The 15,627-nt window shown below is 44.7% G+C and carries 10 protein-coding genes and 3 pseudogenes; 9 read left to right on the forward strand and 4 right to left on the reverse strand.

Annotated elements, in window-relative coordinates; translation table 11 throughout:
* Positions 1-35: 35 nt before the first annotated feature.
* The 9 genes and pseudogenes from ACFVQB_RS19025 to ACFVQB_RS19060 all read left to right on the forward strand — a co-directional run.
* A complete protein-coding gene (locus ACFVQB_RS19025) occupies positions 36-1,607 on the forward strand; it encodes a response regulator (RefSeq protein WP_379442161.1) in 1,572 nt (523 codons plus the stop codon).
* Entirely contained in the window at positions 1,604-3,334 is a 1,731-nt protein-coding gene (locus ACFVQB_RS19030; protein WP_379442164.1) for a sensor histidine kinase, read from the forward strand. The genes ACFVQB_RS19025 and ACFVQB_RS19030 overlap by 4 nt, the downstream gene beginning before the upstream one ends.
* 130 nt (positions 3,335-3,464) lie before the next feature.
* Positions 3,465-5,126, forward strand: coding sequence for an ABC transporter substrate-binding protein (locus ACFVQB_RS19035; RefSeq protein ID WP_379442168.1), 1,662 nt, complete (start codon positions 3,465-3,467; stop codon positions 5,124-5,126).
* Between the two features lie 42 nt (positions 5,127-5,168).
* Complete coding sequence (locus tag ACFVQB_RS19040) at positions 5,169-6,851, forward strand: ABC transporter substrate-binding protein (protein WP_379442171.1); 1,683 nt, start codon at positions 5,169-5,171, stop codon at positions 6,849-6,851.
* Positions 6,852-6,990: 139 nt separating this feature from the next.
* Positions 6,991-7,932, forward strand: a complete 942-nt coding sequence (locus ACFVQB_RS19045; protein ID WP_379442904.1) for an ABC transporter permease — start codon at positions 6,991-6,993, stop codon at positions 7,930-7,932.
* Between the two features lie 15 nt (positions 7,933-7,947).
* Complete coding sequence (locus ACFVQB_RS19050; protein ID WP_379442174.1) at positions 7,948-8,868, forward strand: carbohydrate ABC transporter permease; 921 nt, start codon at positions 7,948-7,950, stop codon at positions 8,866-8,868.
* Between the two features lie 843 nt (positions 8,869-9,711).
* Positions 9,712-10,056 (forward strand): annotated as a pseudogene (locus ACFVQB_RS34555) (carbohydrate-binding protein); the annotation flags it as partial.
* A 9-nt stretch (positions 10,057-10,065) separates the two neighbouring features.
* Positions 10,066-10,401, forward strand: a pseudogene (locus tag ACFVQB_RS19055) (carbohydrate-binding protein); the annotation flags it as partial.
* Positions 10,402-10,470: 69 nt separating this feature from the next.
* Positions 10,471-11,442, forward strand: a pseudogene (locus ACFVQB_RS19060) (glycoside hydrolase); the annotation flags it as partial.
* Positions 11,443-11,675: 233 nt separating this feature from the next.
* Here ACFVQB_RS19060 and ACFVQB_RS19065 read toward each other — a convergent pair.
* The 4 genes from ACFVQB_RS19065 to ACFVQB_RS19080 all read right to left on the reverse strand — a co-directional run bounded on the left by ACFVQB_RS19065 (position 11,676) and on the right by ACFVQB_RS19080 (position 15,316).
* Positions 11,676-13,148, reverse strand: a complete 1,473-nt coding sequence (locus tag ACFVQB_RS19065; protein ID WP_379442178.1) for an oligosaccharide flippase family protein — start codon at positions 13,146-13,148, stop codon at positions 11,676-11,678.
* An 82-nt stretch (positions 13,149-13,230) separates the two neighbouring features.
* Positions 13,231-14,352: an amidase domain-containing protein gene (locus ACFVQB_RS19070; protein ID WP_379442182.1), complete on the reverse strand. Its 1,122-nt coding sequence runs from the start codon at positions 14,350-14,352 to the stop codon at positions 13,231-13,233.
* A gap of 18 nt (positions 14,353-14,370) precedes the next feature.
* A complete protein-coding gene (locus ACFVQB_RS19075) occupies positions 14,371-14,982 on the reverse strand; it encodes a class F sortase (protein ID WP_379442185.1) in 612 nt (203 codons plus the stop codon).
* A gap of 70 nt (positions 14,983-15,052) precedes the next feature.
* Positions 15,053-15,316 carry a hypothetical protein gene (locus ACFVQB_RS19080; protein ID WP_379442187.1) on the reverse strand — a complete coding sequence of 88 codons (264 nt, stop codon included), beginning with the start codon at positions 15,314-15,316 and terminating at the stop codon, positions 15,053-15,055.
* Positions 15,317-15,627: the final 311 nt, after the last annotated feature.

Below are 15,627 nucleotides of genomic sequence, written 5' to 3' on the forward strand. Positions count from 1 at the left end.
GCGGTTTATTTTCGTTGGGAAAAGGAGACGAAACGATGTTAAAAGTATTGCTGGTGGACGACGAAATTTATGTTCGGAAGGGGATGCATGAATTAATTAGCTGGGATGACCTTGATATGAAGATTGTCGGAGAAGCTGAGAACGGGCTGGAAGCGCTGAAAATGGTTGAATGCCTGCAGCCAGACGTAATCATTACAGATATTCGGATGCCGATCCTTGACGGATTGGAGCTTATACGTGCGGTAGAAATGTTGCCACATCTGGAACCGGTATTCATCATCATTAGTGGTTATCATGATTTCAAGTATGCACAGAAGGCGATTAGATATGGGGTTCATGATTATATCCTGAAACCCGTTGATGATGAAGAAATGACGGCTACATTGAGAAAACTGACTGACATGATATACAAAAAAAGAAAAAAATTGCTTCTGGCTGAGGAACAGGCCAGCAATATCATGCTGGAAGACATGATTAAGGGCAATGTGCGAATGGAAGATGAACATCGTTATGCCGAGGTCATGGGGATAAATCGCCATTCGGGTTTGCTGTATGCACTTATTGAACTTCAGACGGGAATGCACGAAAAAAAAGTCAGCCTAAAAAAGTTGCGTGAAGCGCTGCATTCTCTGGGGGATAGTTCCGTTAATAAGTTCGTTATTGAGCAGCAACGTGGCAGATTCGGCCTGCTGCTGCTTTTGAACGAGCACGAAAATGGAGGAGCGGGGCTTATGGACAAGCTGAATCGGATTCACATGGCGCTGACCGAGCAGCTAAATGTGGATATCGGTCTGTATGCAGGTACCATCGCAAGAGAGATTAGCGGAGTGCCGCAATCCTATCAAGAGGCGGAAGAAGCAGCCAAGCATAAATTTGCAGAGAATGGCGGTGTAGTGCTGTATGCACAGATAAAGGATAAACCGTTATACGTTTTCGATGTAAATCAGGATGATGTGGATCAATTAATCCTGGGCCTGGAAGAGAGGAAGCAGCATACTTACCGTGAGATTGTGGATGACATGTTCCAGTTGTTTCATGTTCGTCGATTCACCCCACAGGCTGTTTCAGGCTCTCTCCTGCGTTGCATAACTGGAATCTTGGCTGTGGCGAAGGAAATGGGCGGCAACGATGAAGGGTTACAGCGATTGAAGAAGCTGGCGGAACAAGATCATGGAGGCTGGAATTTGCGACTGATGAAGGACTGTTTTCTAATGGCGCTTGAGGAAGCGGAAGTCTACATTGCATGCTTGCGGATCGAGCAATCCAAAGGGGATATCAACAAGATCAAACGATATATTGATTCACATTATACGGAGAATATCAGTCTCAAAAGCATTGCTGCGCACTTTTATATGAATCCCGTTTATCTTGGACGATTGTTTCGAAAAAGCTACAGCATCTACTTCAATGAATATCTGCTGAGCCTCCGTATACAAGAAGCGAAGAAATTGCTGCGGCAGACAGATATGAGGATGTACGAGATTGCTGCACGCGTAGGATTTCAGAATGCGGATTATTTTGTAACGCAATTCGAGAAGCTGGTCAAGTTGTCGCCTACGGAGTATCGGAACGCACTGAATGGAAATGAGCAGCGAGGTGCACGATGACAAAATGGAACCTGAACTATATGAAGCTTCGAGACAAGCTGCTGCTTATGTACGTCCTGTCCGTGTTCATTCCCATTGTCGTCACCAATGTGGTGTTCTACAATGTCACGACTGCCAATATTCGCAGTCAGAAAACCCGTGACGCAGGCATGGCCTTGAACAATCTGAAGAACGACTTGCGGGTAACCATTGATCAGGGTGTTGGCTTGTCCTATTCGTTATATGCCGATCCTGTGTTCAATGACACACTTTCCCGACAGTTCCACAGTCATTTTGAGTATATTGCAGCCTACAATTCGTATTTGAAGGGTGAATTCTCAGGTCAGATGAGTCAGGGAATTCGCTGGTATCAAGTGTACACTGACAATCCAACCATTTTGTCCTCCGGTTATATTGAACGTTTAAGCGACGCAGTCCGCAACTCGAATTGGTATATTCAGTTTCAGGCATATTCCGCTCCTTATCCGGCACTAATCGCAGCGGATCAGATGTTAAGTCTGGTTCAACGACTCGACAATATTGATACCGGCGGTGTAGAGCAGCTGCTTAAAATTGACCTGAACATGGATGTGATCAAGCAACATTTTCAGAACAGTGGTTTTGACGGGAAAGTATATCTGATTGATCCGGGAGGGCGCATCCAATTTTCAAATGATCTGACAGCAGGAACATCTCAGGTAGGTAAACTCTACAGCGAGATCCAGTTTCCGAACAAGACGATTTCGTTTGAACGTACGTATACGGGCATTAACTATCTGGAGGGCTGGTCACTGCAAGGGGTGATGGATGAAGAGATTGTGTTGCAGGAGGTTCGCAAATCCCGCTCCTTCGTTGTTTGGCTTGCTTGCATTAATTTTGTCTTGCCTACCATCATCATCGCGGGCATGTCCAGATCCATCCATGTCAGACTGGTGCGCATTCTTAAACATATGAAAAAAGTAAAAACGCAGAACTTTCAGACCATTCCCCCTGAAGATGCAAGAGATGAAATTGGTCAGCTCACGATGGAATTCAATCGGATGACAGAGACGATCCATAATTTGATCAATGAGGTTTACGTGGCGGACATCCAGAAGAAGGACCTGGAGTTAAAGCAGCAGCAAGCACAGCTTCATGCGCTCCACAGTCAGATCAATCCGCATTTTTTGTTCAATACCCTCGAATCCATTCGTATGCGAAGCCTGATCAAAGGGGAGAGGGAGACAGCCAAAATCGTTCATAATATGGCCAAAATGTTTCGCAAATCAATCAGTTGGAACCAGAATGATGTCACGGTAAAAGAAGAATTGGAACTCATCGAGAATTTTTTGCAAATTCAGCAGTATCGTTTCGGAGAAAAGCTTCAGTATCGCATAGATGTAGACCCTGCAGCACTTTTGTATCGTATTCCTAAGATGGTTATTCTTCCGTTCGTTGAAAATGCAAGTATTCATGGAATAGAGTCATCACCAGGTGAAGGCGTCATCCAACTCCTGGTTTCTGTCGAAAATGATCAACTCATTATCAGATTGGAGGATAACGGCATAGGCATGTCACCATCCAAACTGGAAGAGCTGCTGACCTACCTGGATCAAAACACGGATATGGGAGCGCATGTTGGAATGAAGAATGCGTATAGCCGTTTAAAACTGTGCTATAAGAACCGCTTTTCATTCGCTATCCAGACCTGGGAAGGAAAAGGAACGCATATCCAAATTAGGCTGCCGCTTGACCAAGAGGAAATGTAGGACGACTGAACCAATGGATATACTTTTCAAAGTAGGAGATACACTTTCATGGGTAACAGTGAGAGCGCTAGCTTGATATATTGAAAGGGCTTACAAATACAAAAAAAGTATAGAGGGGGGAATCAGTTGAATGTTTAGAAAGAAGGCACTTAAAACAAGTCTGGCAATATTACTGGCCGCAACACTGGCAGGCTGCAATAAAGCCAGTCCGGAAGCCGCCTCTCCCGATAGTGATTACAGCACCCCGGTCACCTTCAAATACTTCACGTTCGGTGGAGGGAAAAAGGATGTCCTGGCAAGCAGCACGGCGATTGGTAAAACGCTGCAGGAACAAACGGGCGTTGACTGGAAAATGGAATATTTGGTTGGCGACAGTGCGACAAAGGCTGGAGTGATGATTGCGAGCGGTGACTATCCCGATATTATCGACTCCAGTGGTGAAATGGCCAAGCTTATGGATGCAGGAGCATTTATTCCACTGGACGAGCTTATTGAACAATATGGGCCTAACATCAAGCGAGTATATGGTCCCTATATGGATAAATTCAGACAGGAGGATGGAAAGATTTATTTCTTACCGTACACTGCCAACATTGGTTATGTGTCAGAGCCTAACTTCCAGACCGGCTTCTATATTCAACGTGCTGTACTGAAAGAGTTCAACTACCCCAAGATCAAGACGTTGGATGAATATTTCGACTTGATTGAGAAGTATAAACAAAAGTATCCGCAAATCGATGGAAAGGAAACCATCGGCTTCGCGACACTTGCGGGTGAATCAGGCAGCTTCTTCACCCTGTTAAATCCGGCCATGCATCTGGCGGGTTATCCCAACGATGGCAGCGTGATGGTGGATATGCAGAGCCATGAAGCCAAACTGGTAGCAGGGTCTGATTATCAGAAACAATGGATACAGAAGCTAAGCGAGGTTAACGCAGAGGGTATGTTTGATCCGGAGTCCTTTACAATGAACCAGGATCAGTATCTCGCCAAATTGACGTCCGGTCGGGTGCTGGGATATTTCAGTTATTCCTGGCAGGTTGGAGATGCAACGAACAATCTGAAGAAAGCCGGTATTGACGATAAACGTTACGTATCGCTACCAATCGTTTTTGATAACAACGTCAAAGACCAGTATATCGACCCGCCGGGCTTTGTGAACAACTATGGTGTAGGGATTACCGTAAATGCCAAAGATCCGGTGCGAATTATTAAATATTTTGATAACCTGCTCAAGGAAGAAAACCAGATTCTGGTTCAATGGGGTATTGAGGACCAGACGTATAGTGTGAATGATGAGGGCCGCTTTTATTACAAAAATGATGACCAACGCAACTATCATGAAGATCCGGAGTTAAGCCGGAAGTTCGGCTTTGACTATTTTACCTACAGTTGGCCTCGTTACGGCAACAACTCCTTGCTGGAGGATGGCAATGCCTATGGGCCAGGCAATCAACCAGAGGTGGCTACCTTTAGCTACACGGACGGTGACAAGCTGTTGTTGGAGAAATATGGCGTTGAGACATTTTCAGAATTATTCAGCACACCGGATGAGCGTCCTTGGTCTCCTGCATGGTCCATTGCACTGGAGCAGGGCTCTCCTGTACAGATTTTCATCACCAAGGCAGAAGACCTGCAGAAGAAATACTTGCCCAAAATGATTATGGATTCGCCTTCCACTTTCGAGAGCACATGGAATGAATATATGAGTCAAATGAATCAATTGGACAAGAAAACATATGAAGAAACGATAACAAAGGCAGTGAAGGATCGTGTAGCCGGAAAGTGGTAAAGCAATTCCAGTCAGAGAAAATTGAACGGGGGAATTTTTCACATGTTAAGACAAAAAATGAAAATTGCAGGTCTGGCTGTATTGCTAACAGCCATGCTGGCAGGATGCAGTCAAAACAATTCATCCTCATCTTCGGAAGGTTCAACGCCGAGTGGCGATGAGAACAGTCCAGTCACATTCTCGTATTATCTTTTCTCGCCGGGCAAGAAGGATACACTTGCAAGTGAAACGACGATCGGTAAAGAATTGCAAACCCAAACCGGTGTGGACTGGAAGATGGAATACCTCGTTGGTGACAGTGCCACTAAAGCTGGCGTGATGATTGCCAGTGGAGATTATCCGGATGTCATCAGCTCCAGTGGTGAAATGTCCAAGTTACTGGACGCCGGAGCCTACATTCCACTGGATGATCTGATTGAGGAATATGGACCGAATATCAAAAAGGTATACGGACCTTACCTGGATAAGATGAGAAATCCAGTGGATGGAAAAATCTATGCACTGCCTTACACGGCTAACCAGGGCGAGTACTCCGGTAATCCGAACGTAGGCGGAGGGGCGTTCTGGATTCAGCGCTCTGTGCTCAAGGAGTTTAACTATCCAAAGATCACAACACTGGATGAATACTTTGATCTGATCAAGGATTACAAGGAAAAACATCCCAATGTAGATGGAGCGGATACTATCGGGTTCGTTTCACTCGCGGGTGTGGCCAATAACTTCTTCACCTTGCAAAATCCAGCGATGCATCTGGCCGGGTATCCAAACGACGGAAGCGTCATGGTAGATATGAAAACCCATGAGGCCAAAGTGGTGGCAGGAACCGATGCCCAGAAAAGATGGATGCAGAAGTTGAATGAAATCAATGCCGAAGGAATGCTTGATCCGGAATCCTTTACCATGAACAAGGATCAGTATTTGGCAAAGCTGACCTCGGGCCGTGTTCTCGGTTACTTCAATTACGGCTGGCAAGTTGGCGATGCGTCCAAAAACCTGCTTGCCGCTGGTATTGATGAAAAGCGCTATGCCCCACTTCCCATTGTTTTTGATAAAGGAATCAAGGATCAGTATATTGACCCCCCTGGCTTCGTCAATAACTATGCAACAGGAATTACGGTCAACGCCAAAGATCCTGTCCGCATCATTAAATACTTTGATAATTTGCTGAAGGAAGAGAATCAGATTTTGGTTCAATGGGGCATCAAAGACGAGACTTACAGTGTAGATGAGAACGGTCGATTCTATTTTGCCAACGATGAACAGCGCAAAGCCCATGATGATCTGGAATTGAGCCGTAAATTCGGGTTCACATACTTTGGAACAGACTGGCCACGTTACGGTGGTGAATCCACACTTGCAGACGGTAACGCTTACAGCCCGGGTAATCAGCCTGAGGTGGCTTATGCCTCATATACCGAGGGAGACAAGAAGCTGTTGGAAGCCTATGTGATCAAAACGTTTAGTGAACTGTTTAACAAACCGGAAGATCGACCGTGGTTCCCGGCATGGTCCATCGCGTTAGAGCAAGGATCGCCTGAACAGATCTTTACCACCAAATCGGACGATCTGCAACGTAAATATTTGCCAGAAATGATTTTGGGATCACCGTCCAATTTCAACAAGCTGTGGGATTCATACATGGCAGAATTGAACAAGTTGGACAAAAAAGGGTATGAAGAGACCATTACGAAAGTCGTTCAGGATCGTATCGCGGGAAAATGGTAATGTAAACGATTGAAAACAAATTGCTACATTCGTGGGGTGGACATGGAAAGACAAGAAATCAGGCCACCCTTCCGCATGAATAGCAGAATAGGAAAGGAGTAGGTTCACCGTGGAGAAACCAAATGTCTCCCTTAACTCGATGCCTCCTGCCTCGGGTCCAAAGGGGAATAAATCAAACCTGTTTTTCAAACGGCTTGTGCAGCAACGAACGCTTGCCTGGATGTGTATTCCTTTTGTCGTCTGGGCCTTTATTTTCAAGTACCTGCCGCTTTGGGGATGGACCATGGCTTTTCAGAATTTCAAACCGGCGAGATCCTTCGCGGATCAGGAATGGGTAGGCTGGCACCATTTTCGTATATTGTTTGAGGATAATACCTTCTACCGGGTGCTGCGAAATACGCTGGTCATGAGTTCCATCAAGCTGGTGTTGGGATTTGTTACAGCGATCACTCTGGCTCTTCTGCTGAATGAGCTGAAAAATGTGATCTTTAAGCGCTTTGTGCAAACCGTCAGTTACCTGCCTCACTTTATTTCCTGGGTTGTCGCTTCCAGCATTGTACTGACCATCCTGTCACCGGACGGTATTATCAACCTGCTGCTAACGAAGCTTCACCTGATTGATAGTCCGGTATTGTGGATGGGGAAAGGCGAGTATTTCTGGGGAATTCTGGGGGCAACTGAAGTCTGGAAAGATGTTGGTTGGAATACCATTATCTATTTGGCGGCCATAACAGCCATTGACCCTGCACAGTATGAGGCTGCCGAAATTGACGGTGCCAGTCGTTTCAAGCGGATGCTGTATATTACGCTTCCTGGTTTGAAACCGGTTATCGTTATCTTGTTGATCATGAATATGGGAAGTATCCTTGAATCTGGATTTGAACCGCAATATTTGCTGGGTAACGGGATGAATATGGACTATTCGGAGAACCTGGATATCTTTGTACTGAAATATGGTTTGGGGATGGGGAACTTTTCATTGGGAACGGCAGCAGGCATATTTAAAACCGTAGTCAGCTTCATCTTCCTTTTCTCCGCCAACTTTATTGCGAAAAAAATGGGAGAAAGCAGATTATTCTAAGAGGAGGCCTATGCCATGCAAACAGGAAAAACATCCCGCTTGCGGAATAGCAGTGCTGGAGATCGTGCATTTGATATATTCAACATTATATTCATGGTGTGTCTAATGGTTGTTACCATCTATCCCTTCATTAATATGATTGCTGTGTCCTTTAATGATGCAAACGATGCCATCCGGGGTGGGATTTATTTATGGCCGCGAGTATGGACACTGGACAATTATAAATATATCTTCGGTGAATCTGATATCTATCACGCGACCCTGATCTCGGCGCTTCGTACTGTGATCGGAACGGTGGTGTCCGTTTTTTGTACAGCGATGCTGGCTTACACGGTCAGCCGTCAGGAGTTTGTGCTTCGAAAATTCGTAACGATGTTCTTTGTATTCACGATGTACTTCAGTGGGGGGCTGATTCCCGGCTATCTGTTGATCCGCGACCTCGGATTGATCGGTTCCTTCTGGGTATATATCATTCCGGGTGTGATCGGGGTCTTCAACATGATTGTAATTCGGTCCTTTATTGAAGGTCTTCCAGAAGGCATCTTGGAGTCAGCCCGAATTGACGGGGCAGGGGAGTTCACCACGTTTATCCGTGTTGTTCTGCCGCTAACCATACCCGCAATGGCAACAGTATCACTCTTTGTAGCAGTGGGACAGTGGAACTCCTGGTTCGATGTATTCCTGTACAATTCTTCGAATAAAGAATTAAGTACTTTGCAATACGAATTGATGAAAATTTTGCAAACCTCGACGACCGCAGCAACGTCATCAGCGAGTGATGCCTATCAGTCTGCCGAGAGCAGTGGTACGGCGGTTACCCCTACGTCTATTCGGGCGACCATGACCATCATTGCAAGTGTTCCCATTTTGATGGTATATCCGTTTTTGCAGAAATACTTCGTACAGGGTATGACGATTGGCGGAGTTAAGGGATAAGTACAGGGGGAGAGGAATTAGTCCCGACATAGTGAGCGAGCTTAACTGCGAGGAAGCTACCTTGGATATCATAGGCTGGATAACGAAACATCAATAAAATTACCTGTGCGCGTCCCGGATTTCTTGATTCTGAATAAACAAGGTTGCAGACCCCTCTGATAATACCATGTGAGCTATCATAAGGTACAGGGGGGGGGGGCTTACAAGCTTTGCTGTGTGGAGATAATCACTCAAGCGTTGTCTACAGCCAGCAAATGTCTGAATTTTCTTGAGAAATGCTCTGCATTTAGAAAATTTCACAGCTCACTTATGTATGCTATTCTTGATCGGCTATAGTATACCTGTTTGTGCAGTGATATTTTGTGGAGAGTGTTCCGCGTACAGGAATTGTCGGATAGAGAATCATCAAAAGGAATTTGTTCCAGAGGATTTTTTTTGTGGGGATTAATAAAGATGGCAGTTCAATACTAACAGACTGAAGAAATACAGATAAGTATCATGGTAAAGCAGGTGCTTTATATTAGGATGAAGGGCCAAACATGGATTATCAGTTAGTCAAAATGTACAATTTTTATAGTTTTTAGTATAGTATGTACCCTTGTTAGTGATTCCACATCTTCTATAAGATAGTATTGTTGTTAATAAAAAGAAATAGAAAGGGTGATGTTGATCTTTGTGTTTCGAAAGTCTGCAGATTGGGCTGCATCTAATGAGAATGCAATTCGTTGTCGCAGACATGTTTTCATTATTCAGATCAGGTTGATCTGGAAGAAAAAACGACTTTCAAATTTTAATTAGGAGATGAAAACATTGATATCACTAATGAAAAAATCACTTTGTACCATGCTTGCCGTTGCCACGGCTCTGCCCCTGTTTTTTGTACCTGCTTCCTCAACGGTTTTTGCGGCCAATGACGCTGTGGTAGATGTATCGTCACAAAAGCAAGTGATTCGTGGCTTCGGTGGCATGACTCACTCCGGTTGGATTGGAGACCTGACGGCAGCGCAAAGAGAAACCGCTTTTGGAAATGGGAACAATCAGTTAGGCTTTTCTGTGTTGCGGATTCCGATTGACGAGAACAAAAATAATTGGCAAAGAGAAGTGCAAACGGCTAAAAAGGCGATTGAACACGGGGCAATTGTATTTGCATCTCCATGGAATCCTCCAAGTGAAATGACAGAAACCTTTACACTTGGAATGCCTTCGGGCAACGGCACAACGTATGAAGCGGAGACGGGCACGACGTTAACTGGTGTAGCAGTGGGGAATACGAATGCGGGTTACACCGGAACAGGATACGTGAGCTTTCAAAATGCGACTGGCTCGGCTATTCAGTGGAATACCATTCTGATTGGCAGTACAGGTACCAAAAATGTTAAAATTCGCTATGCTCTTCCATCAGGAACACGAAATATGGACGTGTATGTTAATGGTACAAAAGCACTTAGTAATGTGTCTTTTGAAGCAACAGGGAGCTGGACAACCTGGAAGGAAAAATCTATTCAAGTATCCATGGCAAATGGAACCAGCACGTTGAAGCTGGTGACAACGGGCACGGGCGGGCCGAACATAGATAATGTCAACCTGACTGCATTTGTTCAGGATACACAGGCCAAACGGCTTAGACACGATAAATATGATGCCTATGCGCAATATTTAAATGAGTTTGATGCATACATGAAGAGCAATGGCGTTAATCTGTATGCAATCTCTGTTCAGAATGAGCCGGACTACGCTCATGACTGGACATGGTGGACTCCTGAGGAGCTTCTGCATTTTATGAAAGAAAATGCGGGTTCTATTAATAACAGGGTAATTGCTCCGGAATCATTCTCTTACGTGAAACAAATGTCGGATTTACTATTGAACGACCCGCAAGCGCTTTCAAATTTGGATATTCTCGGAGCGCATACGTACGGAACCAGCTATAGTAATTTTCCTTATCCGTTGTTTGAACAAAAGGGAGCCGGAAAAGAGCTTTGGATGACAGAAGTCTACTATCCAAACAGTGAGACCAACTCAGCGGATCGTTGGCCGGAGGCGCTTGATGTTGCCGATCACATGTATAATGCGATGGTTGAAGGTAATTTTCAGGCCTACGTATGGTGGTACATCCGAAGACATTATGGTCCAATTAAAGAGGATGGTACCATCAGCAAGCGCGGATACAGCATGGCACATTACTCCAAATTTGTCCGTCCGGGCTATGTAAGAGTGGATGCAACCAAAAATCCGGCTTCCCAAGTATTTATCTCTGCGTACAAAGGTGACAATAAGGTGGTTATTGTTGCTGTCAATAAAAGCAATGCTGCGGTAAATCAAAGCTTTACCCTGAAAAACGGGACAGCAACTACAGTGTCTTCCTGGGTAACAGACGCTACCAGAAATCTGGCAGCCCAGCCGTCCCTCAATGTGACCGGGAGCGCCTTTACAGCTCAACTCCCAGCACAAAGCGTAACTACTTTTGTAGCTGAGCTGGGTAAAAATAATACCATTGTAGCTCCTGATTCTAAAGCAGAGGAGGATACTATACTAGTCAACTCTGTAATTGAGAGCACCTATTCCGGGCAATGATAGCATTCAATTTCTCAACTTCGACACCCTGTCAGATGCATCTATTCGGTAGAACAGCATTAACACTGCTGGAAGCAAAATCATCCATCAAATTAGTTACCGAATAATATGAAATCTTATCTGCTTGATATTCGTATTAGAAACATGTTCCACTTAGTAAGAAAAGAGAGCCTTGGTATTCATGTAATCGTCACGTATATATCGGTAAGCCAATATCCCGTTTGACTATTCTCTCAAAAGAAATGTCGCTTCAAACATTTATAACAGACTATGATGCATGCACCGTATAACAGCATTCCTATTACTCCCCCACTGGTCCCAGAGAGAAAGGTATGGCTGGCTTCCCGAACAGCATACCCAAGCGGTACACCGATAAATAACATGAGCAAGGCAGATACAGCCATTTTACTCAAATAAAAGAATGGCAGCAGTCTTCTAAGTGCAAAAACATTTGCGAATAGGACGATTAGCTCCATAAGCAGAATACCAATAACGGCTCCGGTGAGATACAGGTAAGGAATAAGAATGTAATGGCAGCATATTGCGCAAACCATGCCGATGGCTGTGCTGATGAACGTGACTTTTCTTCGGTCCTGTGCCCATAGGATGCTCGTCGTGATTTCTCTTAGGCCAACAACCAATGGTATGGAGGACAGCCATAGAATTAACTGTCCAGCTTGCTTTGAATTGAACAATAACAAGGCAAGCTCACTCGAAAATGTCGATAGGAAGAGACCCGATACCAAGCCCCAATTCCATGCGTATTGAATGGCTTTATTGCTGTAGGTTCGGAAAAGGTTTTCCTGCTGTTTTTTCCAGCTCGTGGAAAGCTTCATGGTCATGGTATGGGATATCGCTGCTGTGACAATGGTCGGCATATATGCAACCAGAAGAGCCATGCCTGTCAATAAGCCAAAGAGAGCGGTAGCCTGGCTGTCTGAGTATCCGGCACTCTGCAGCCTTTCAGGTATAATTATGGCATCAAACATGTCCGAAAACGGAATGAGAAGACGCGTTAAACAGATCGCGAGAGAGCTGCGGACGAACCATGTTTTGTCCGTTCCTGACAGAGAGATGGGATTGCCAATTTCAGCAACATTTCTCCTAGAGAAGACGAGCAGAATTACAAAAGCGGTGATCCCCCCAAAAGTCGTCCCTATCATGCTCATCCCGCCGGCATAGTATGTACCTTTAAATAAAAGGAGGTAGCATAAACCAAGCATCAATGCAACTCTAACTAACTGTTCAGCTACCTCCGAAAATGCTACTGCCTGATAATGTTCCAGACCCTGGAGATATCCCCGCAGTAGGGATAGGGACGGAACAACAATAAATGCAGGTGCCAATGCACGGATAAAAAAGTAACTTTTCTCGCTTCCCATCACATGCGAAAGCTTTGTTGCAAACGCAAGGGTGAGCAAAAAAGCAATAGCTCCGCCAACCATAAGCAGAACCGCCAGCCGCTTGAACCATGGCCAGCCCTGATCCTTGCGTCTGGCGGTATACAACGCCAAGGCTGTAGGGAATCCGCCTGTAACTAACATAAGGACGAAACCAAAGTAAGCATATGCGATCTGAAACAGACCGATGCCTTCGGCTCCGATCATCCGAGTTAATACCACTCTACCTGTAAATCCAATGGCTTTGGTCAACGCGATGGCGCCAAGCCGCATTCCCGTTTGCGTGCTAAGCGACGACTTGTCCATTGCTCCATTCCTCCTGTTTAAACTTGTCCGTTCAAATATATGAATTTTGAGGGCAAGTAAGAACATTAAGGAGAAGGAAACCTTAGTCTCGAATATGAATGAACAGATATTGAGTCTTATTGTCCCATCCAAGATCAAATGGAGCCATGTATCGGTCAGCGGTGTGCGAGTTAACCAGCGGATAGCCGTGATCGTCAAATCCTGTCACGATGGAAAAATGATCGACATCGTTATGCATGACGTGGGCAATTAAATCTCCAGAATCCAGTTCCCCGATCGCTCCGTACGGATGCTTGTCTGTTCGCTGTACAAGATCTTCAAAATAACCTTTGGCAAGGAGCGTTCCATAACCGCTATATAAAAGAAAATGCTTAAACGCATCGGTTTGAACCCAAGTACGGGTGCCTCCGTTCGGGTAATAATATCTCCATGGCCCCTGCATCCTTAACGCGCCTCCTTCTGCAGGATCGCCTAAAGCCTGGGAGGCAAAGTTGGTGCAGTCTCCGCCCAGATGATTATAATTTTTATATTTGCGGTTATACTTTCCTTTGTTTCCGGCTCCCCATGCCAAACCGGCATACTTGTTTGCATAAGCGACCGCACGTTGGCGATTATAATGCTTGCCGAAAGGGACGCCGCGACTTGCCGGAGGAGGAGGTAGTATAGAAGTAGGGATTTTCCCGGGATTTTCCTCCAATGGATCAAGGAACCATTCCTTCGTCACAATCCAGCGCCCGTCATTTTTAGTCAGTGTCATTACATGCCAAGTGCCTAAACCAAACCAATGCTTCTGGGAAGGAGCGTCATGGTACGTGTATGCGATACGTTGTGAATGTCCCAAAGTTAATTTGACCTGGTTGCCTGTGAATTGCATCTTCCCGATGAGAACCTTTGATTGGGAGTCGACGACGGTCATATTACGTTGTGCGGCCCAAGCATTCAAATACGTAGCCCTGTTTTTCTGAATGTTGAGGGCGTTCCGCCCCGATCTTGAGGCCAGGTCATAATCATTATCCATGTGAATGTCGGTCTTGGCCAGGTGGAAGGAACGTAAAAGAAACAGATTGTCCAGAAACGCTTCTACTTCCTGTTTCTCCTTGTTGGCTGTATCCTGAGCGGTTGCATAAGAGCGGGGAGCCACAAGTAATAAGGATGATGTGATTAGAAACAAAACTATCCACCCAATGAAATACCGTACTCTCATTTTGCTGCTCCCTTTTTATTATTTAATCAGCTTCGTATATACGATTAATCGTTGTTCATGTTCTTGTTTTGCACGGTTGTATTTCCCGGTACAAGTAATAAGGTTTAAACGAAAGTCGTCGGTCTGGCCAAAAATTCGATCCAAGGGGGCTTCCTTCGTAAAATAGGATTCAACCGATTCCACTTGATAAATCAGATGACGATTGCCCTCATCAAATAGGAGTATAAACGCACCTGGCTTCAACTTTTTGAGTGGATAAAAGATGCCGGGGCCTTTATAATCATCCACATGTCCGGCAATTAGAGCATTGCCTGGCTCGCCTGGTAATACACCTTCTGCATAATACCCGGCAATCTTACTCGATTTTGGGACACCGAGTCGACCGTCCTTTTGAGTGCCTACAGGGACGACTGGTGCGCTAAGATTAACAGAGGGGATACACAGTCGAACAGGTTTAAGTGCAGGTAATGATGTGACTTCCATTTTTTCTTGCCAAGAATCGCTGTAAGAATTTGCTTGAAACGCCTCACGAGGAGACTGAAATTGATTGTTGCTAATCGACCCAAATGAAGCATTTAAGTTAAGACAATATACGAGAAACAGAAACAATATAAAATAACGTTTTGTCATTTTTTACCACCCTCAATGATTAAGAAAGGACAAAGGCAGAATGGACTCCCTTTGTCCTCTTTTTTGTGTATTACTCGCTTACTCCGCCGTAGCCTGATTTCGGAAGTTCGTGCGGTTCAACGCTTTTTGCACGTAATTTGTGCTCCTTATTAACGGATTTCTGATGCAGCTTGTGTTCTTTTTCATGCGCTTTCTTGTGCACTTTGTGCTCAGCCTTGTGCAACTTGTGCTCTGCTTTGTGCGTTGATTCAGGGGCTGCGGATACCGAAGCAGAAGCAGCAGTAGCTGCGAATAACATGCAAGCAGCAATCGCGATTACGTTTGTCTTTTTCATTGGTGTTCCTCCTTATAATTTGGTTAATGGGTTTCCGTTGTTTAAGGTTACCTTCTGTGACCAAATTTATTTACATGCTTTATTGTTAATTAATTGAATAATATCCAATGAAATCATGAGAGGATATTTTTTCAAAAAACTACTATAAAAATATAGTCAACAAGCATAAAATTACCTGATTTTCTTAAGACCACAGGTTTTGTTGAATTTTGAAATAGAAGTAATATAACAATAAATGGGGACAGAGAGTGCGAAGATAAATATATAGGCCTTTCAGTTGCCAAAGTTCTTTTAATTAAAATATAGCTGAA

It is taken from the genome of Paenibacillus sp. NPDC057886 (assembly GCF_042796655.1).
Taxonomy (GTDB): domain Bacteria; phylum Bacillota; class Bacilli; order Paenibacillales; family Paenibacillaceae; genus Paenibacillus.